The sequence below is a fragment of the Paenibacillus sp. MAH-35 genome (assembly GCF_058135425.1).
Genome location: NZ_JBYUPU010000012.1, coordinates 128725 through 150128 on the forward strand (window position 1 = coordinate 128725; position 21404 = coordinate 150128).

At 49.2% G+C, this 21404-nt stretch carries 8 protein-coding genes and 1 pseudogene; all 9 read left to right on the forward strand.

Annotated elements, in window-relative coordinates:
• Positions 1-170: 170 nt before the first annotated feature.
• The 9 genes and pseudogenes from AC3Y2E_RS15635 to AC3Y2E_RS15675 all read left to right on the forward strand — a co-directional run bounded on the left by AC3Y2E_RS15635 (position 171) and on the right by AC3Y2E_RS15675 (position 21401).
• Positions 171-8180: a cadherin-like beta sandwich domain-containing protein gene (locus AC3Y2E_RS15635; protein ID WP_379211817.1), complete on the forward strand. Its 8010-nt coding sequence runs from the start codon at positions 171-173 to the stop codon at positions 8178-8180.
• A 638-nt stretch (positions 8181-8818) separates the two neighbouring features.
• Positions 8819-9535, forward strand: a complete 717-nt coding sequence (locus AC3Y2E_RS15640; protein WP_379211819.1) for a hypothetical protein — start codon at positions 8819-8821, stop codon at positions 9533-9535.
• Positions 9536-9978: 443 nt separating this feature from the next.
• Positions 9979-10488: pseudogene (locus AC3Y2E_RS15645) on the forward strand (SDR family NAD(P)-dependent oxidoreductase); the annotation flags it as partial.
• Positions 10489-11388: 900 nt separating this feature from the next.
• Entirely contained in the window at positions 11389-13692 is a 2304-nt protein-coding gene (locus AC3Y2E_RS15650; RefSeq protein ID WP_379211821.1) for a helix-turn-helix domain-containing protein, read from the forward strand.
• A 351-nt stretch (positions 13693-14043) separates the two neighbouring features.
• The gene (locus AC3Y2E_RS15655; protein WP_379211960.1) at positions 14044-14901 is read left to right on the forward strand and encodes an ABC transporter permease; all 858 of its coding nucleotides are present in this window, start codon (positions 14044-14046) and stop codon (positions 14899-14901) included.
• A 21-nt stretch (positions 14902-14922) separates the two neighbouring features.
• Positions 14923-15804: a carbohydrate ABC transporter permease gene (locus AC3Y2E_RS15660; protein WP_379211823.1), complete on the forward strand. Its 882-nt coding sequence runs from the start codon at positions 14923-14925 to the stop codon at positions 15802-15804.
• Positions 15805-15923: 119 nt separating this feature from the next.
• Positions 15924-17486: an extracellular solute-binding protein gene (locus AC3Y2E_RS15665; protein ID WP_379211825.1), complete on the forward strand. Its 1563-nt coding sequence runs from the start codon at positions 15924-15926 to the stop codon at positions 17484-17486.
• Positions 17487-17584: 98 nt separating this feature from the next.
• Positions 17585-19813 (forward strand): RIFT barrel domain-containing protein, encoded by a 2229-nt coding sequence (locus tag AC3Y2E_RS15670; RefSeq protein WP_379211827.1) that lies wholly within the window; start codon positions 17585-17587, stop codon positions 19811-19813.
• A 184-nt stretch (positions 19814-19997) separates the two neighbouring features.
• The gene (locus AC3Y2E_RS15675; RefSeq protein WP_379211829.1) at positions 19998-21401 is read left to right on the forward strand and encodes a carbon-nitrogen hydrolase family protein; all 1404 of its coding nucleotides are present in this window, start codon (positions 19998-20000) and stop codon (positions 21399-21401) included.
• Positions 21402-21404: the final 3 nt, after the last annotated feature.

Sequence of the window (21404 nt, forward strand, 5' to 3'; positions counted from 1 at the left end):
CGGGGTCTTTCGCTTCTCATAATCAGGTCCAAAGACCTTGGCTTGTACGCAAAATCATGCAGAATTTGTAGTGCTAACGTCACTATGGGCGGCATGGTGTCTTCGCTATACTGATACATGATGTATCCATAAAATACATTATGTATCAGGAGATGAGGAGCTGCGAGTCGATGAGTCGAATCGGAAAACGTTTATGGAGAAAAATGACCGCATTATTGCTGGCCGTTGCGTTAATGGTGCCGGAGCTAGGAGTTGTGTCGGCGGCAGCGGTGCCGGCGGACCAAGATCCGCTCGGTAAACTGGTCGCCAATGCGGTGATGAATGCGGTTTACGGCATTAAGCCGGTTAAGCCTAAAGCAGCGGCAGTCCCAGCACCGCCGCTCACATGGAACGTGCTGACTAAGCTGAATCGGGGTATGATTCCTTTGATTTATCAGCCTGACTTTCAGCAGTTCAAACTAAGCGGCAGCGGACAGTTCATCGGTTTCAAACGAATGCTGTTGGCAAATAATCCGGTGTCGGTCAAACCGGTTATTACCGTCTACGATCGAGTAACGGGCATCATGGACGATATCCAGGTTCCAGCCGCTTCCCTAAGCGATGAAATGCTTTATTTTGACATGAGCGCAGATGCCCGTTACGTGGCTTTTACGTATGCTACCGAACGCTACTCCATGAATCCAAAGCTGCAAGTTTATTTATTCGATCGGGAAGAACGAAGGCTGATTCCGATAACGGAACCATTTGAAACTTCGGATTCCTCCGGAGAAAGCAACCGGGTCAGCATCAGCGATAATGGCAATTATGTCGTCTTCGATTCCGATGCTAAGGGATTAGTGCCGGATGATAACGACGAGTATCGCGACGTGTTCCTCTATAACCGAGCGGGAAATTCGCTTACAAGGATCAGCTCGCGTGCCGGCATGCAGGATCTCGATAGCGGCAGCAGCGAAGCACCGTCGATTAGCGGCGATGGCCGTTATATCGCATTTCAGTCGGAGGCCAACCTGACGGGTCAAAGTCCGCATATCGGCCAGAGCGACATTTACGTATATGATCGTCTGGGAGGAGGCGGTTCTCCATTCGAACGGATCAGTGTCGGGACTAGCGGGGAGGAAGCGGACGGTCCAAGTACAATACCCTCGATCAGCTCGGACGGTTTAACGATCGCATTCGAATCCTATGCGACGAATTTGGTGGACGGCACTACGAATGGGGAGGATACGAAAAATATTTTCGTCTACAATCGGACCGCAGCCTCGATCGTTCGAGTCTCGCTCGGTTTGGGCGGCATCCCTTTTACCCGCGATAGCTTAAGTCCGTCGATCAGCGACGACGGGCGTTATGTCGGTTTTCATCTGGACTCCCTATACGTAGATGGAGAAAACGATATTCCAGAGGAGGCTTATGTCGCCGACGTTGCGGCACAAGCTGCTTATAAGATCACGGTGCAAAACGCGCCTTACCGTCTGGTCGGTCCGAGCATGTCTCCGGCGATCGGCAGCGGTGGAAAGCTCGTCGTATACAGCTCGGACTATTTAGAAACGTTTGGCGGTTCGACGGAAGAAGACCCGTTTCCCGGCATCTTCATCGCCGCGCTCGGGTCAGCCCCGTCATGGCCGGCCGGCAGCAAGCTGGAAGCGACGAACCGGACGGACACGACGGTCACGCTGAGCTGGCAAAACGCATCGGATGCGGCAGGCATCCTAGGCTACCACGTCTATAAAGACGGCGAAAATATAGGCTATGCTCCGTTCGCTGGAGAGGGCGGCTACACGTTCACGGCAACGGGGCTAATACCCATGGCAGAGCATGTTTTTCAAGTCGAAGCCGTAAATGCGGAGTACATCGAAAGTTTCGGCGGTCCGACTCACAAGCTCGGCCATGGCGGAGAAAATCCGGGCGGTACGCTGAGGGTTTCTTGGGATGCCGATAACATGCGCTTCGGAATGGTTTTGCCAGGCAGCAAGCTAAGCGTTACTGCAGTCGGGGAGCCCGGGAAGCGGGCTGCGGCCGAGCTGGAATATACGGCATGGAAGGATGAAGCCTCCCAGGAGACGCGAAAAGCGGAGCTGACACTTGACGAACGAGCTGCTTCACCCGGAACTTATGGTGCGGACTGGGCGCTCCCGGACGGAGTCAGCCAGCTTACTTCCTTAACCGTGAAGCTGACCGACCCGGCTAAGCCGTCTGAAGTGAAGGGGAAGCAAGCCGACGGGCTGCCGATCCAAGTCGCGGGGACGATCGTGCTTGGGTTTGTTAACCGTGGCGACTCCAGTCTCGCAGGCAGTGTGCTGTCTGTCATGAATGGACAATACGTGGAGCAAGTTTATCAGTTGCCCGAATCGGACTCTTTTGCCGTAAACGGGCTGTATCCGGGCAGAGATTATTCGTTCATTCTTCGTTCACCGGATTACCGTCATATGTGGGGGAAGCTGGAGCAGGTACAGACAGAGGCGGGAAAACGCAAGAAGGTTGACATGAACATCGAACAGCCGGCCAAGATCCGGTTCCAGGTCGTCGATCCTACGGGAATGCCTGTATCCGGCGTCCGTATGGAACTATCAGGCCCACAGCAGCAATATCCCTTTTCCGACAGCAGCGGCAGCGATGGCTGGAGCGGATGGATGGAAAACTTGAAAGCCGGAGACCAGGTCGTCGCTAAGTTCGATATCGGCGAGCTTCTGATGGAGCCGGTGCCGAATCAAGAAGTGTTGCTGAAGCCGGGAGCGAATGAGCAAACGATCCGGTTGAAGGCGCCGGACGAAGGGATCGTGCGCGGCCGCGTCAAATCGCCGAACGGGGAGTTTGTCAGCAACGCGCTTGTTACGTCGACCCAGACATACCGAGGACAGCAAATCGTACGCAAGGCGTGGACGAATCTGGACGGCGAGTATGTGCTGTCCCTGCTGAAAGGCGAGGCCAGGCTCGAAGCATACGAATCGTCCTATGAATACAGCACGAACGGTTCGGTTGCCGCTCAGGTGACGGAAGGCCAGACGACCGTGGTGGATATTCCCGTTTTTCAGCCTAGCCGGGGCGTCATCAATCTGGAGGTGCGGCTGAAATATCTCGAGGATACCGAATACGGGGAGCCTGTCGACATGGAGCAGATGGGCATGCTGACCCGGCTGGAAACGCAGCATAGATGGATGACGGGATATTTTCAGAATGCGTATCAATTTCATGGGTCGCCCGGCGATCAAGTTTCCGTTTGCGTGACCGGAACCGTGCCGGCGTACATGACAACCTGCACGCAAGTGACGCTCGATTCGAACGCTAACGCTACGGCTAAGCTGTATTTGGAGGAAAAAGGCGCGCGCATTCAAGGGCAGCTTGCTCCGGCCGGCCAAGGCTTCGTTTCCGGTTGGCTATATAAAATGGAAAACGGGAGACGCACATCGCAATCGACATACTTCGGAGAAGACAACGTCCATTCGGACGGGAAATTTAACATCAACGTGCCCGAAGCCGGCGCCTACGTTATGGAGCTGTCGAGACGTACGGAGGAGCGCCCGATCCAATACCACTATGCGAATGTTCAGTTTACGGTGGCGGACAAACAAATATTATCGATCGGGACGGTCAACTTTAGCGAAAGGAACGTTTTCGCAAACTACAGCGGCAATACGTACGACGTTTTGAACAGTCGAATTGCACCGGGCGAAACGGTAACGTTTAAAGCCGGATATAAGAACGGAGACGCTTCCGAAGCGGAGAACGTGACGCTGCTTTTCGATATACCGGAGGGTACGGCAGTAGTTAAAGACGGCACAGGCCGCCTGGTCGTGAGCGGACTTCCGCAGGACGGAGAGGCGGCTCTCGACGGCCAGACGCTTTCGGTCAAGATCGGTTTGCTGGCAAAGAAACAGTCCGGTACGGTTGGCTTCCAAATTAAAGCCGATCCGACGTTTAACCAAACCTCGACGAAGTCTTCCGCCCGCATTCGTGCTACGATCGGCGGGAAGCAGGTGGAGGAGACGATCGGTACCGTCTTGCTGGATGCCCCGTTGGTTACGATCGAGGCGCCCGAACGCGTATATCAGCCGCAGCTCGCGGTCAGCGGAGTGGCGCCGAAGCAAAGCGTAGTGAAGATATATGATGGCGGGCAGCTGCTGGGGAGCACGACGGCGGCAAGCAACGGATATTGGGTGCTCCAGGTGGAGCTGCTGGATTTAGGTGATCCCGGCATGCACGCCCTGCGCGCCGAAGTGGAAGCAAACGGCCTCAAGCTGCAGTCTTTGGTTTCCTATGTCAATTATGATACGAAGAAGCCGCGGCTGCTGGAGATGGCTATGGCGCAGGCCCCGGAAGGCAAATGGATCACGATAGATACCAAGAACGGCATATCGAATCCTTTTTACACCGTCGTGCCGGGCAATCCGTTCCAGTTCGAGCTGAAGTTCGATAAGCCGGACAAAGTCGAGAACGCATACGTCTATTTGGACGGTCAGGCAGGCGAACCGGTCAAGGCCGTTCGGGACGGAGGGGTGTTCCGGGCGTTTGCACCTACGAATAAGGGAGCGCTTGGTAATATTTACGTCGATTTCGAGTCGAAGCCGGAGCCGCTCCAATTGGACGGCAAATCTCCGACGATGGATGAAGTGCGGGCGTCGCTGCCGCTCACGATGCGCGATTTTAAGGCAGAGGTAACGTCTCCGTTTGAGCTGAAGGACGGCAAATATTCAGGTACGGTGAAGCTGACCTTCCCGCAGCTCGACAACATGACGATGACCGTAACCCTTCGATTGGAGCCGAATGCGAATTATTCGGCGACCAGCGAGGAGATCGCGCTAGCCGAACGTTCCGGGGTACCCATGTATAACAGCTCCTTCACGCTTACGGAAACGGAGGACGGGTTCAATACCGTTTCGAAGGGCTATATGCCCATGAGCGTGCTGTTTCCGCAAGGTTTGCCTGCGGAAATGAAAGCTTCGCTTGGCGGCGTAAAGGTGTTTGACGCGGATCCCGTTTTTGCTGCCGTTGTAACGGAGTCCTATGTGCAGTTTGGGCCGGATGGCGATAAGTTCGGCACATTCAATTCGGTCAAAAGCCAATACGACGGCATGAAGGGATTCGCCGAAAAAGTCAATAAAATTACTTACAAAGTTCAAGCGGGCGGTCTCGATTGCCTCGCCGAGCTGCCGCGCACGGCCAAACAGGCAGGCAAAGCGTTAGTATCGCTTGTCGGCGGCGAGGTAGCCAAGTTCGGACTCGGTGCATGGACCGCGGCAATGGGACTTTCAGGTCCGGGAGCGATAGCCGCGGCTGGCACTTCAGCTGCAATCGGAGCGAAAATCGACGGTTACGTCGACCAGCAGATCGACGCGATCGGCACCGGCTATAACCAGTGTCTTAAAGAAGATGTCGACCCCAGCAAGCGGAAACGGTATAAAATCGCGCGTCCGCGCTGGATTTACGACCCGAGCGGATATATTTATGAAGCCGTGCCAGAAAATCGTCTGAGCGGCGTAAAAGCGACCGTTCTTTACCTAGATCCGGACAGCAAGCAATGGACCGTGTGGGATGCGAGACCGTACGAGCAAGTGAATCCGCATCAAACCGATGACCGCGGCAAGTACGGCTGGGATGTGCCGGAAGGCAAATGGAAGGTCGTTTGGGAGAAAGCCGGATACGCGACGCAGACGAGTGCGGAACTGGACGTTCCACCGCCTCATACCGAGGTGAACGCCGGACTCGTATCGTGGGAGGCACCGAAGGTGCAGACGGTTACCGGTGTGACCTATGCCGGAGGCAGCTATGTGGATATCGAGTTTACGAAATATGTTAAGGTTCAAGAATGGGCTATCCCTTCGCAAGCAGTAACCGTAACGGGACCGGATGGCAGGGCGATAGAAGGCACTGTTGCCTTTGTTAGTCCAGTCAACAATCCAGCCGATCCTGACGGAGCCGATTTGTCGCGAGTCGCAAGATTTACGCCGAAAGCGGCGGTTACCGTCGGTGATGGGTATACAGTGAAGGTGAATCCGAACTATTTCCAAAGCTACTCGGGCGTTTGGATGAATGAAGGGTTTACCGGCGCGTTTGCGGTCCGGTTGCGCGACGAACGCGGACCGGAGGCCATAAGCGCAAGCGTCGAGGCGGAAGGCCGGATCGTTCGTCTTACGTTCGACGAGAACTTGGCTGCCGCGGTTGATTCAGCGAAGTTTACATGGAACGCCAGCAGCGATCTTATTGCTTCTGTAGTGAAAAGCGTTAATGTAGGCGACTCCAGGACGATCTTGATCACATTGACCGAACCGATGGGTGGCGGCGGGACATTGACCGTATTGCCGGGAGCGGTATTCGATGCCGCAGGCAACGGGGCGGTGGAAAAGTCATTGCAAGCCTCAAGAAACGTATTGTCGGATGAAGCGCGGCTGAATTCGCTTAGCATCGAGGAGGGCATGCTGTCGCCTGCCTTCGATCCCGAAAAGCTGAGCTATTCAACATCGGTACCGTTGACAGCGGAGCAAGTGAGCATTACCGCAACGACAGCTCATCCGAAAGCGAAGCTCGTTATCGACGGAGTCGAGTCGGTGAGCGGCGTGCCGAAAACGGTGATCATCCCGGATAATGGCGAAATCGCGGTGCGCGTCATCGCCGAAGACGGCGCAACTGTTCGGGAGTACTCGATCGGCATATCCCGTTCAAACGAACCTGATCGAGACGCGGCATTGTCTGGACTCGCGGTAACGCCGGGTACTCTTGCACCAGCATTTGACCCAGCCAAGTTGGCATATGAAGTAGAAGTAAGCTCCAGCGTCACGACGCTGCAAGTGACGGCTACTGCCAGCAGTTCGAAGGCACAAGGTTTGACGATTAATGGGGCAGCCGTAGTGAGCGGAGCGGTCCAAACGGTAACGATTCCGGCAAGCGGTCTAATTGAGGTAGTTGTGACGGCGGCAGACGGAACGACGAAGATGACGTACTCGGTCCGCGTAAAACGTACACCGGGAAGCTCGAATCAGGGAGGCTACATACCGGCAGAGCCGGCTTTGACCAAAGCGGAGCCGTTCACCGCCCGGAACGGCGGATCGGGGCTGCGCAGTACACTGCAAAGCGACGCGATTGCTAAAGCGTTGCAAACAAGCGCTGACGGCAAAAAGCAGTTGACTGTCGATGTAACCGGGCAAGCAGACGAGTACGTGCTCCAGCTGCCGGCAAACGTGTTGGAAAAGCTGAAAAACAGCAAAGCGGAAATCATTTTCAAAACAAAGACGCTGCAAGCCTTGTTACCGTGGGAAATGATAGAAGCCGCACAAGTTCCATCGGGCGCATCAATCTCGTTCGGCTTCGGAGCAGCGCCAGCCTTGGAGGAGAAGGCGGCCTTTGAAGCCGCCGCAAGTCAGAGCGGGAACGCCTTGAACCCGGTCGGGCATGCGATAGTCGTAATACTTGAAGTGAATCAAGGGAAAGAAACGACCGCCCTTGCGATTACGTCTGCGCATCCGATTATTTTACAGCTTCCGGTAAACGCGGTTCGCCAGGAAGCGATATACCGTCTGAACGGGGAGAATCCTACCTGGACGTACGTATGGGGCCAAACAAACGAAAGCGGCAGTTCCGCGACGATAGAAGTACAATCTTCCGGCACTTACGCGGTGATGGCCTATAAGAACCCGTTCGCAGATATCGCAGGTCATTGGGGAGCGGCCGACATAGGCTGGATGGGACAGCGGCTTCTCGTTAACGGGGCTGCGCCCGGATCGTTCCTGCCCGATCAGACGATTTCACGAGCCGAATTCGCCACTATGCTCGTGAGAGCGCTCGGTTTGGAGGCATCGCCCGGCAGCAGCGGCGGTAGCTTTGAAGATGTAAGCAATGAAGCTTGGTATAGCGCCAATGTGAGAGCGGCAGCCGAGGCCGGGTTAATAAACGGCGTCACGCCGGAACGTTTCGAGCCTAACGCGCTAATTACGAGGGAGCAGATGGCCGTCATGGTTTGGCGAGCCTACGCACACCTCTACAAAATCAAGGGAGCGGAAGCCAAGATCAACTTGCTGCAGAAGTTCTCAGATCGCGGAGCGATCAGCGAATGGGCTCGGGAAGCCGTTGCTCTGTGCATCGAAACAGGGCTCATTCTCGGAACCGAACCGGATTTCTTTGATTCACTTGGCCATGCGACAAGAGCGCAAGCAGCCGCAATTATGAAACGGCTGCTCCACCATGTAAATTAGAATGCTAGAGCCCGGCGGCAGCCGTCTGATTTCATCGGCTGCAGGCTGGGCTCTTTCTCTCGTTCTTTTCACAATGATAATCGGAAAGTCGGATGCCGTATGGGGACTGTCTAGTGTATCAAGGTTTTTTTATGATGTGGTACATATACCTGTTGTTTTTCCAAGTGTCGTCTCCAAGCAGGCTTTATCTTATTTGGAAATGCGCTGAATTAGTGAAATTAGAGTTGACGTATATCATGTTGCCATGTAAAATGTGTTCAAGATTATTGATATTCTGGTTGGACCATGATCTAAATTGGTTCAAAACATGTAACATGCTTGCGAAAGGAGGGCTGTTGCTGAAGGGTTGAAAATGAACTGTTCCTTCGTGCATGAGTGGTTGCCGTTGCTGGAAATTATCGGCCTCGTTCGGATATCAAATGGCGAAAGCGCTTTCCGTTTATTTGCTTGATCGCGGGACTTTGTCGGACGATGACGGCGTCGGAATAGGTCGACCATGCCCGCTGAATGTAGAAGTCTTATGACTGTCAAAGAGAAAAAAAGATTGGCGGATCATTTTTTTATTTTATTGGTCAGACCAGATTATAATATAGAAAATACCCTAAACGAATGCACTTTACGAAGTCAGGAGGAATCATATGAAACCCATACATTACGGTCTTTCTTTCATTTCTGGATGTAACCCGGAAAACTCGGTGCGCTTTTGGGTCGAATCGCGCTTGCGCGTGATAGACGAGAAGACGGGACGAACGGAGGATTACTATCAGTGCGGTTCATGCAAATCGGAGGACACATTTGCTCCCAGCCATTTGTTTTACAGTGACAACTACGATTTTACTCCGGTTTTCGGTCCGCAATACGGAATTGTGTACAGACGCAAAGCTTACCTGAATCCAAACTATAAAACATGTCCGGAAGCAGCCGACATGTGGGGGGGACAACTGTACAAGCTGAAAGAACCGGAATACTGCATGCTGCTGGAGTCGAATGAGGATATCCGTAAGGCAACCCACGAAGCCGTTCCGCTTGTGGCGCAGACAGAACTGTACAACGCCGAGTTCGGGTTGAGGACGATTATGGAGTATCCCGTTAAGACGATGAATATTCATGACCGCAAAAATATGTATCAGGTCGATACGGGACCGGTTTTACTAATGGATCTGTCTGCCAATTGCGAACGGACAGTGGATGCGATCAGTTTGGCATACGTTGCCTTCAATGCTCCCGATTTTGCCGATTTCGTAATTGAGCAGCCGACACATATATCGGACGGCGATCAAATGGCGAGCCAAGTGTACCACTATTCCGGCATTGTCAGCCTGCCAGCCATAAACCGGCTGTTTGCAGTGAAATAATGCAATTTTTACAATGACAACGTTGTTAAAAAATGCATACAACAAACGAATCAATAAAAACTCGAAGGCACCGTCAAAACGACGATCGGCTGTCTTTGAGTTTTTTATTGATTTTTTGAATTCGTTTGCCCAGAGGCTCATTACATTTGTCCATTCAAGGTAAAAAGTGGTCGACCAGAAGATCTGGCGAACCTCTTAATACGAACGGGCAGGAACCTTAGGAGCTATCTCGAATATATAGTGAAACCGAATTAGTAACGTATGGGGCGATAGAAGTGAATTGTTTTATATTAACAGGCGCTTCACATGGAATAGGTGAAGCCATCGGAAAAAAACTGATATCAGATAATCATCATCTTATTTGTGTCTCGAGAAAAAAGAATGATGCACTTATCTCTTTGGCAAATTCCGAAAAGCAGATGGTTTAGGACTATTTCGAATTTGATTTAAACCATGTTGCAGACATTGATAGATTAATGAAAAATATTTTCAAGAAGATAAGTTCTAACGTTAATTCATTGTATCTAATCAATAATGCGGCAATTTACTTTAATCCACTTATAGAGGACACAGACTCAAGTTTAATAGCCAAGTTGATGAATAATAATTTGGTTTCACCAATGATTTTAACTTCAAGTTTCATAAAGTATTCGAAACAATTAAATGTCGAAAAAAGAATTTTAAATGTTTCTTCGGGGTCATCTTTCAATTTGACCTCAGGTGGAAGTTGCTATTCCACATCTAAATCCGGTTTAGAAACATTCACTAAAAGTATTGGAATCGAAGTGAACGATGTAAAAATCATGGCTGTTAGACTAGGTATGGTCGATACTGAAATGCACGTTACTACAGCAAATAATAAAAATCTAAAAACACCTGAATATGCAGCAGATAGAATACTTACTTTTCTTATGGATCGTTTTGAACACGGGAAGACGGTAAAAGCTTGGTAAGAACATATATTCTTTGCCGTATTTGGACAAGTACTCATATTCATAACCGGATCCTCGTTCGTATGGAACAATAAAGTTCAGAAGATTCGCGAACGTTACGATCTGTTGGCCAAGCTCCGGCAGCAACAGCCGAATGCCGACGACAGTGGCAAGTCTCAGGGGGGCTCCGCTAACGGAGAAAGTTAATTCAATGGAACAGCGACAGTCTAGGCCTTTCTTCTCCTCTTGGCTGTCGCTGTTCCAATTTCTAAGGTTAGTCTAATTTCTCTCTATTCGGACACAAAAAGTTTACAAGTCAGTAACATGCCCGCTGCAAGGAACCGTTATAACTATAAGGGGCGGACTGCCCTGTATGAACTAAGATTTTCATGATCTTTATGAATAGCACTGTTTGAGACTAGCAGCGTATCGGCTATATCTTATCCTTCACGTAGTTGCGGTCAGCGCAGGATTGTTCAAGCAAGAATCTGTGATCGTAGAGAGCAGTGAACCGCTATTGGATGGAAGTCGTTTAAGGGTTTTGACTCGATAACACAGGAAACGAAGGGCTCGACTAGAGAACAATGCAAATAGCCGTGCTTTGGTCATAACAAGTACTTTGATTTGGAAAACGGATACCCATGAAACGAAATAAACAGTCCATCCTCGTCCAAGGGTGGGCTGCTTTGCTCTATTAGTTCAAGGATGTAAGGGTTTAGTGGTGAGGATGCTGATTAACATAGAAAGACCGGGGATGAATCGCCCCAGACTCTTGACGTTCCTAAGTTTTATTACATTCGGAATATTCATAGTAATTAGAGAAGCATATATTTTCGGAAAAATGGTATTGACTTCGTGTGCAGCCATATTCTATATTGGCACCAGATGAGAAGAGTCGGTTTTTCCAGGAGGCGCACCAAAATGAAAAACAGACGGCTGCACATGCGTTTTCCGAATACGAGCAGTGTTTTTTTCAAGCTGTTAAGTTCATTTATTATATTGATTTTGTTCCCGCTTCTTATCTTCGGAAGTCTGGCCTATTTTCTTTTCTCGAATGCGCTTCAGGAGGAAGTTAAAAAAAACAACGATCTATTGTTACAGCATGTTTATGTCAACATTGAGCAAAAAATGGAAGAAGTCAGGCAAACCTTGTATCAAGTTTCGTTGACTGTTGATGTCGATTCCGGCAACCCAACGAAATTGCTTGACGTATCCAAAACGTTAAATCGCATCAAGGGCACGCAAACTTTTATTGATGATGTATACGTTTTCTATAAGGATAGGAATTGGATTATTACGGAATCGGGTTTATATTACCCGGATTATTTCTTCGACTACGTGTATAAACCAGAATCAAACGAGCAGGAGCAACTGCTGCAGAAATTGCAAGATCGAAATGTCTTTCAGGATCTGGGCACTTTCAAGATGACGGATGGATCTGGGTCAGGCAAACGGTATATCGTTGTTTTATTGTCGTTCCCCCTCTACAACAATGAGATCAGAGGGACTAGTGTCGTCTTAATTAACGAGGAAAAATTGCTATCCATGATGAATTCTGTGAATCCGTCGAACTCTCAAACCGGATTTTACATCTTAAACGATCAGCTACAGCCGATCATCGAATCGAATACGAACCATATGAATGTACCATTGTCGGAACGGAAATTGCAGCAATTTTTGAATGAGACTGAGGTTGAAAGTTCTGCCAATACGGCTCGATTTAACAATTTCTTCGTATCGCAGTTCCACTCTAATGTGATGGATTGGAAATATATCACGTTTTCTTCGGCGGCACATATTTTTAAACCGGTTTTCTTTTTGCGAATTTGGATGGTGATCACCAGTTTATTCCTATTAAGCGTAGGCGTGATGCTGTCCATATTTCTGGCCAAAAACTTATATAAGCCTATTGGAGAAATTGTGAGTTCGTTCCAATTCGATAAGTCCGAGGCGGATTGGAACAAGGAGAAAAAATTAAGCGAATTCGAGTTGATCTCGAACCACATTCATTACATAACAGAGCGGAATCAACATTTGATGCAAAGCGAAACGGAACATATTACTCTTTTGAAAGATTATTATGCGAAAACGATGATCCTGGGCATACCGGAAGAACGGATAAAGGTCAGATCGGTCTCTGGAGCAGGTTTTAGATATCCGCTCTTTTCGGTTATCGCGGTCAAGATCGAGATGACTGATCCTTCAAACACCACCTTCCAACAAATGAATTTCAACAGCAGTATGATTGAAGTGTTTAATCAGACGTTGAACAAGGAAGAGAATATTGCTTGCATGGTAACGAATATTGGCAAAAATCAAATTTCTATTCTTGCGAATTATGAAACAGAAGATAATCTAGCTCTGAACTTGCATGCTGCTATAGAGCAAATATCCGAATTGCCGGAAAACTTCCGATATTCTATCGTATTAGGAATTGGAAGGCCGTGTGAGGATTTAAAGAACGTCAACCGATCTTACGAAGAAGCGTTGGACGCTTTACATTACCGTGAACTGGACAAATCGATACAGTTGATTCAACATAAAGAAATCATTTTCGTACAGAAATTTGTAGATTATCCGATCGATCTGGAACAGCAAATTATTGGAAACGTTCTTTCTGGCGATTACGTCAAACTCGAGCAGTTATTGAATGAAGTCATTGATAGAAACAGGCAGGCCATTAACACGTATTTGTTATTGAATGATCTTTACAACACCCTTATGGCTACGGCAAACAAAATCATCCAAAGGAGCAGTGTCAATAATGAAGAAGTGTTTGACGAAGCCGTCATAGGTATTTACATGAATAAAGAAATTGCGAGCCTGGAAAGCATGAAGGATTTAGTATTTGGCATCTACCGGTATATGATCGAAACGTTGTACGGAAAAAAGGAGAGCAAGAACAACGATTTAAAGAACCAGATGATTCATTTTATCGGGTCGCATTATAACAGTGATATTTCTTTGACCACACTTGCCGATCATTTCAAATTGAATCCCAAATATTTGAGCCGTTACTTTAAAGACCAGACCGGAGTTAATTTCGTCCAATATGTCAATCGGTTGCGTATAGAACATGCCAAACAGCTGTTGCTGAAAGAAAAAAATCTCCATATTGACGAGATTGGAGAAAAAGTCGGCTATTTGAACAAAAATACGTTTATAACTACCTTCAAAAAACATGAAGGGATGACACCCGGGAAATTCAGAGAAATATCTTCTTGATAAACAACCCCGCAAAGCGGGGTTGTTTTAGTTGCATAGTCATACCCACCGGCTAAGCCGGTGGGTATGACTATGCTGGGGGTTATTGCGATGCAAATGTAGAACAAGGAGTATCGCGGGAAAAATAAGACCGGCTGTGAAGGAGACCGTTAGCCACAATGTAGAATTTGAATTCCCATTAGAAATTGAATGCTTGAATCGAAATGAAACCGCTTTTATGATCAATTTAACAAAGAGTTGACAGATCCGACACGATTCGAAAAAAGGCATGCGAATGGTTGCGATCAGGAAGAGGGTGATGAGTTGAAACAAACATTTCGTTTAATCAAAAGAGACCGCTTGCTTTTGTTGATGCTGCTTCCCGGAATTCTTTATTTTCTCGTTTTTAAGTATGCTCCCATGTACGGAGTCGTTATCGCTTTTCAAAAATACAATCTGTATAAGGGCATTTTTCAGAGCGAGTGGGTGGGGTTCAAGTACTTTATTGAGTTTTTTCAAGGGCCGGATATGTGGCGGCTGATCCGAAATACGCTTCTCATTAATATTTATCAACTCCTATTCGCCTTCCCGGCCCCGATTATTTTAGCGCTTGCTTTCAATGAATTGAGAAAGGCCTGGTTCAAAAAGGTTAGCCAGACGATCAGTTTTTTACCGCATTTTATTTCTACCGTTGTCATTGCCGGACTTGTGGTCAATTTTCTTTCACCATCCTCCGGGATCGCCAACAAATTTTTAGGTCTCTTTGACGTCAGTCCGATTTCGTTTCTACTGATTCCGGATTACTTCAGAACGATATTCATCGGCATGGGCATCTGGAAATCGGTCGGATGGGGTACGATCATTTACTTGGCGGCGATTGCAGGGATCAACCCGGAACTGTACGAAGCCGCTTCCATAGATGGAGCCAGCAAGCTTAAAAAAGTTTGGTATGTTACGCTTCCGGGGATTATGCCGGTCATCATCATCCTATTCATTTTGCAATTGGGCGATATCCTAAGCGTCGGCGCAGAATCCATTATTCTGTTATACAATCCGGTCACCTATGAAACGGCCGATGTGCTGTCGACATACGTTTACCGCAGAGGATTGATTTCCGGCGAATTCAGCTTCGCTGCAGCGGTCGACTTGTTTAATTCCGTCGTGGGCCTCATTCTCGTGTTCGCTGCGAACAAAATCAGTAAAAAAGTAACGGAAACCAGTATATGGTAAACCGAGTGGGGAGCACGTCCAATGAAAATCGCCGATAGCTGGGGAGACCGAATCTTTGCCAATCTTTCGCGGATCCTGGTTTGGTTTGTCGTGATCGTTACCTTGTATCCTTTTGTATACGTTTTCTCGTCCTCAATCAGCGATCCGACAGCGGTACTGAAAAATCAAATCTTTTTATGGCCGATCGGTTTCAGCTTGAAGGCTTATAAAACCATTTTAAGTTACCCGGAACTAAGAATTGGTTACGTAAACACCATCTTCTATACGGTGGTCGGTACGGCAATCAACATGCTGCTCACTTCCTTGATGGCTTATCCGCTCTCCAGGAAAAATCTCGTATTCCGCAAACCATTCATGATCATGATTACGTTCACACTTGTGTTTTCAGGCGGCTTGATCCCTACGTTCCTGATCGTGAAGTCGCTTGGCATGTTGGATACTTATTGGGGGCTCTTGATTCCAGGCGCCGTAAGTACGTGGAACTTGATTCTGATGAAGACTTTCTTTGAAAACTTGCCCAAAGAGTTGGAAGAAGCGGCCACGATCGATGGCGCTTCGTCGATGCATATTTTGCTTCGCATCCTATTGCCGTTATCGAAACCCGCTTTAGTAACGATTGCCTTATTTTATGCCGTCGGTCACTGGAACAGCTATTTTCCGGCGATGATCTATTTGCAGAGCGAACATCTGTATCCTGTGCAATTATTTTTGCGAAAGATCGTATTGCTTGGTCAAACGGCTGATATCACGGGGGAGCAAGGGATGAGCACGGAGACGATCTTGATGGCGGAATCGCTCAAATATGCAACCATCATGATTGTTGCTTTGCCGATCATCCTCGTATATCCGTTTATCCAGAAGTATTTTGTCAAAGGGGCCATGATCGGATCTCTGAAAGGGTGAAAGAGTGCAAGCTTTTTACCAAAGATTCAGGATCATTAAGTTCGTTTCATTCATGGCGGAAAATGCTTCGATTAGAAGCTTTTCTAATAAATGTAAACTTTTTAGGAGGGGTTCGGGAGATGAAGGAATTAAAGAAAGGCCTATGGTTAATGGCGGCTGGTTCCGCTATCATGATCGGCGCGGCAGGATGCAGCGGCTCGGAATCAGAATCGGGCAAGCAGCCAAGCTCGGCGCCGACAGAAGCGTCATCGTCAACAGCCGTATTTCCGCTTAAGGAAAAGGCTTCGTTCGAAATTTTCTCCGCCGCTCACGATACGAAACCACAATCGGGCAATGAACCTATTTTTGCCGAAATTGAAAAGAGAACGAATGTACAACTGAAATTGATCAATATTCCCAGTGCAAGCTACGCCGATAAATTCAAGGTGACCCTGGCTTCCGGAAATTTGCCGGATGTCATGGATTCGGACGTCGCCTCGGCGAAAAGGTACGGCATGGATGGAGCTTTCCTGGCGCTGGACGATCTGCTCAAAAAGTTCGGTCCCAACATTTTAAATTCGATCAAGGATGAGGGAGTGGATGCTTCCCTGCGGGCCTCTGACGGGAAAATCTACGGCATTCCCTATTTTACGATGCCGGGAGTCACCGCTACCGTACCGCAATACAGGCAGGATTGGTTGGATCAACTAAATTTGAAAGCCCCTACAACGCCGGATGAGTTTTATAAAGTACTCAAGGCTTTCAAAGATGCCCAATTGGGCGGCAAGGACACGATCCCGTTCGCTCCGCAAGGATTTAACAACTTTCCGATCTTCAGGTCGTTTGGAACGGATCCGCGCATGTATCTGAATAGCGAAGGCGTGTATCAATATGGTCCAGCACTTCCCGGGATGAAAGAAGCGCTGACCTTCTTGAACAATCTATACAATGAAAAATTAATTGATCCAGAATTTGCGATCATATCCAAGCAACAATGGGAAGCGAAAGTTAGCAAAGGCCATGTGGGAGCCATCTACTTTAACCCGGCCCGTACCGATTTCTTCACGGATGTGCTTAAGAAGGAAAATCCGAAAGCCAAGATGGTGGGCGGTAGAGCGATCAAAAATAAAAATGGAAAAGGAGAGCTGCTGCCCGATTATAGTCTAAAAGGTGTTATGGCGATTTCGTCCAAGTCCAAAAACGCGGAATTGATCGTAAAATACTATAATTTCTTGTACAGCCCCGAGGGCAAGCTTCTGACGCAATATGGCATTGAAGGAACGAGCTACACCATTAAGGATAGAAAACCGCAATATACAGATGAATTCAAGTCAAATATTCAGAATAGTCTCACCAATATAGGTTTAGGCACAACCAAATATTTCTTTACCGCTCCGATGGAGAACCTGTTCAAGGATCGCAATGAAGGCACGTTAGTGGCGGATGCCGTAGAGACTTCAAGACGAGATTGGACCAAACAGGAGCCGCAACTGAGCTTTACTCAAGCGGAACAGGAACTTGTATCCAAAAACCTGCAGCCGATTCAGGACAAAACAAGCGAGTACATGATCAAGTTCATCATTGGCCAGGAACCGTTGTCTAACTTCGACAAATTCGTCGGAGAATTGAAGCAACGCGGCTTGGATGAGTTAGTCAAGACTTATAATGCAGCGTATCAACGTGCTTTGAAAGCTGCCCAATAATCCAAGAAGACAAATCGGAGGGCAGTTGCTGCCCTCTTATTTAGAATCTCATTGTTCGGTCTAATAGTTCAACGCTTGTTTGTGAAGGAGATGCGTTCATGATATCGCTCCAATTTGAGAAAATTTCCATGTATCCCAGGTACGAGGAACCGAGCGTAATTGCGGTGCCTTTCGCGAAAGGGGTATTGACCGAATCAACAAGAGTATCCGTTCTTGACGGCAGCAAGGCGGTACCTACGCAAACAAGGGTTACCGCCAAATGGCCCGATGGTTCCATAAAGTGGCTGCTGCTGCATTTCCTTGCCGATCTACCGGCCAACCTAGGCAAACGATTCAACATATCGACGGATGATGTTACGACAACGCCTACGGAACCGGTAATGATCGAGCCGGTTAATGGCGCACTTGTCATTCGCACGGGGGCAATCGAAGCGGAGTTGACGGCCCCAGGAGGAACGGGTTTATTTCAAGCGTTGAAACGAATAGGAGGAGTACCTACTCATGATGTGGTTGGGCCGTCGCTTCGAGATGCTTCCAATCAGGACTACGAATGCGAGATTTCTGCGGAAGGCTGGCGCATCATCGAACCGGGTCCGGTCCGCTGCGCGGTCGAGGCGAAAGGAAAGCACCGCAGTCGTGCAGATGAGAGCCGCTGGCTGGATTTTGTAGTCCGGGTTTATGCGTATGCCGGAAAACCTTGGCTGATGATCGATTATCAGATCGTCAACAAGGAGCCTGAGAGCGAACAAGTGATTCATGCCGCCCGGCTGCATGTTCGTTCTTCGCATGACAGGTTGACATCCGATCTGCTTCGATTGGGGATTAGCCGCGCCGGAGTCGACCGCAGGATGAAGAGCGGATCGGCGGGAGACCGGTTGTCGTGTCAATTAACAGCCGAGATTCTCGAAAAAGAATTTATCGAAGACCAGCCGGAAACGTTTGCAGGAACGTTCTGGGCAGATTTGTCCGACGAGAAGCTGGGTGGAATTAGCGTCACGTTGTTTCAGGCTTTGCAAAACTGCCCTAAATCGCTGGATGTTACAGGTGAAGAAATAACGGTCGGCATCATTCCATCCGGACATCCGATCCCTATGATGCAGGGTATGGCCAAAACACATCGATTGTTCCTGCACGTGCATGGCGGGGACGAAACGCTGGAAGAGGTTCATGTGCGAAGTCTGCAATTCCAGCTTCCGGATCATCCCGTTCTGGAGTCCGCTGCGTTCGAGCGCGCCGGTATATTCGAATCGATTCCCGGCGATCGGACGATCGACTGGGTTGAACGCGGATTTTATCGGATGGCTGATGGCCGTACGAGAACGTACGGCATGCTGTATTGGGGCGATGCTCCGGATAAAGACTATACGTCCCAAGGCAGAGGCGGCGGAGATTGGGTTTGGGTGAATAACGAGTATGATCTGCCTCATGCGATGATGCATTTGTATGCGAGAACCGGGAAAAGAAGGTTTTACGACTATTTGCTGAGAGCGGCGGAACATTGGAAGGATGTGGATATCGTTCATTACAGCCCCGATCCGCTGCGTAATCAAGGTCAAGTGATTCATTCAGCGGGCCATGTAACGGGCGAAGTGAAAGTTTGTCATGAGTGGGTGGAAGGGCTGCTTGATTATTACCACCTGACGGGAGAACAATCCGCACTTGAGGCGGCAATCGGCATCGGAGAAAATGTGAGGCGGCTGTTGACTACTCCCCGTTACGAAGGCGAGGGGGGGATTTCCGCAAGAGAAAGCGGCTGGGCTCTTCGCAGTCTGGGAGCCTTGTATATCGAGACCCATGACGAGAAGTGGCTGCAATCCGCCGATCGAATCGTCGATCATTTCGAAGCCTGGAAAAAGAAATACGGAGCATGGCTGGCTCCAGCTGCGGGCCATGTGGTCTATCGTTCCGGCTTCATGATCTGTATCGCTGTCAACAGCTTGATGCGGTATTATCGAATCCGCCCGGAAGAGCGGATCAAGCAAATGATCGTGGATGCGGTAGAGGATTATGTGGAGCATTGCTACGTGAAAGAAGCGGGCATGTTCTATTATAAAGAGCTGCCTAGCACACAGCATCTGCACAGCAATCCGATCTGTCTCGAGTCGCTCTCGTATGCCTACGAATTTACAGGCGACACCAACTATCTGGAAGCAGGCCGAGTCACATTCGAGGAGGCCATCAGAGTTGCCCCGGCTGGAGAGAAAAAAAGGGAACGATCAGGCGAGGCGCTCATTTTTTGGGGAGACAGTCCGAAAAAGTTCGCCCAATACTATTACCCGATTTTTTATTACTATCACACCATCCTCAAAGCAGGGATCAAGCTCTGAAGGGAATATTTTGGTATTTTCCATCTGGCCGGAGTATTTGGTCGTCTCGTCTAGGAACGGGATGAGAAACGGGCAATCCCCGAATTCCGGGGAATCGGCATTGAAAGCCGGAACGGTTCGTACGAAATGGATCGAAAAACTACGATTTAGTCAATAAGCATCTCATGAGGGAGGTGACGATCCTGTGATTGTAATAAACAAGTTCGATTTTGCAGGAAAATCCGATGCATGGGTGATCCCGGAATCGGATCGGGTTGTACGGCAGGAGATCGGAGTGTCCGTACGGGCTTCGGGCGGACCGTCGATTGAGATTGAAGGTCCGGGCGTTCATACGCGCAACGGCGACGCCATTCACTTCGTTTTCAAAGATCTGGGCAGTGGCTCCGGTTATGTGCGATTCGGCTTTGACGGCGGTTTCGAATTCGCCTATGTGGAATGCAACCTCGCCCGTCGCGAGGCTGCGCTTTTCACCAGCGAGTGGAATCGCGCACAGCCCGTCGTTCGGGTCGAGTTGCCGTCTGCAGTGCATGACGAGAACGAAGTTACTTTGGTCAAAACAGAAGGAGCCGGCAATCGGATCAAGCTGGCCGATCTGGCAATCTATTGGAACGGCGAATGCGTGATTCGCAGCGGCAATCATGATATCATCCCTCAGCTGGGGGTAAGGATTAGTGTCGAGGACGCGGATGTGGAGCTGCTGCGATTCACGCATGAAGGTCCGACAGCGCTGATGAAAGAGTATTTGAAGACGGGTGCTTGGCAAATGATGAATTCCCGCGACATGAACGACAATGTTCGATCCATTTGCAAAGGGATTCGAAGCGCGGCGGAGCTTGGTATTGAATTATTAGTAGCGCCGGAATACTGTATTTTCGGTTTTTTTGGCACCAAGCCGACGCTCGATCAGATGGAACCGATGCAAGAGGCCGAAGCGATCATTCGAGCCTGTTTGCGGGAAACCGCAAACTCGCCCTACTTGATTGTCGGGAGACCGATTTGGGATCAGGTGAGATCCGGTTCGTCCGAACCTGTCTTCAATTCTTGCAGATTGTACGATCCGGACGGCAATACCGTGCGCGACAATCTAAAATTCAGGACTTGCGAAAGGCACTATTACCATGGGCACATGCTGAACGAATTTGACATTTACGGCGTCCCGGTCAGCCTGCATGTATGTCATGACCGAAGATATCCCGATCTGAGAACGCTGCCTGTCATGTTCGGCTCACGGCTGATCATTCATCCGGTTAACGGAGGACTCATTACAGGTGCCCGTGTAGCTGTACAGGCAGTGGCCAAAGATGAAACAGCAACCACGCACGCATTTTACCTGAGAGCCTCTACGGATGGGGGCAGTTATATAATCGGACCGAAAAAATTCGACAACCTGCTCGCCATCAGCTCGGAATGCAAGTTGACGGATTCTCCCGGCGAGCTTGCAGGCGCTCCCGCCGAAGAATTGGTCGTTGCCACGATTCGAACGCACGACGCTTTTGGATATTGGCCTGTCCGCTCCTACCGGGCATCGGAAGCGATCGCAGAAGCCTACGAGCAGCTGTACCAAACGATGGGCGGACGGAATATTTGAATC

Bases quoted from the DNA above. Each gene is read 5' to 3' on its own strand.
- AC3Y2E_RS15665 (WP_379211825.1), top strand. From the start codon at position 15,924: ATGAAGGAATTAAAGAAAGGCCTATGGTTAATGGCGGCTGGTTCCGCT.
- AC3Y2E_RS15660 (WP_379211823.1), top strand. From the start codon at position 14,923: ATGAAAATCGCCGATAGCTGGGGAGACCGAATCTTTGCCAATCTTTCG.
- AC3Y2E_RS15650 (WP_379211821.1), top strand. From the start codon at position 11,389: ATGAAAAACAGACGGCTGCACATGCGTTTTCCGAATACGAGCAGTGTT.
- AC3Y2E_RS15670 (WP_379211827.1), top strand. From the start codon at position 17,585: ATGATATCGCTCCAATTTGAGAAAATTTCCATGTATCCCAGGTACGAG.
- AC3Y2E_RS15640 (WP_379211819.1), top strand. From the start codon at position 8,819: ATGAAACCCATACATTACGGTCTTTCTTTCATTTCTGGATGTAACCCG.
- AC3Y2E_RS15655 (WP_379211960.1), top strand. From the start codon at position 14,044: ATGCTGCTTCCCGGAATTCTTTATTTTCTCGTTTTTAAGTATGCTCCC.
- AC3Y2E_RS15635 (WP_379211817.1), top strand. From the start codon at position 171: ATGAGTCGAATCGGAAAACGTTTATGGAGAAAAATGACCGCATTATTG.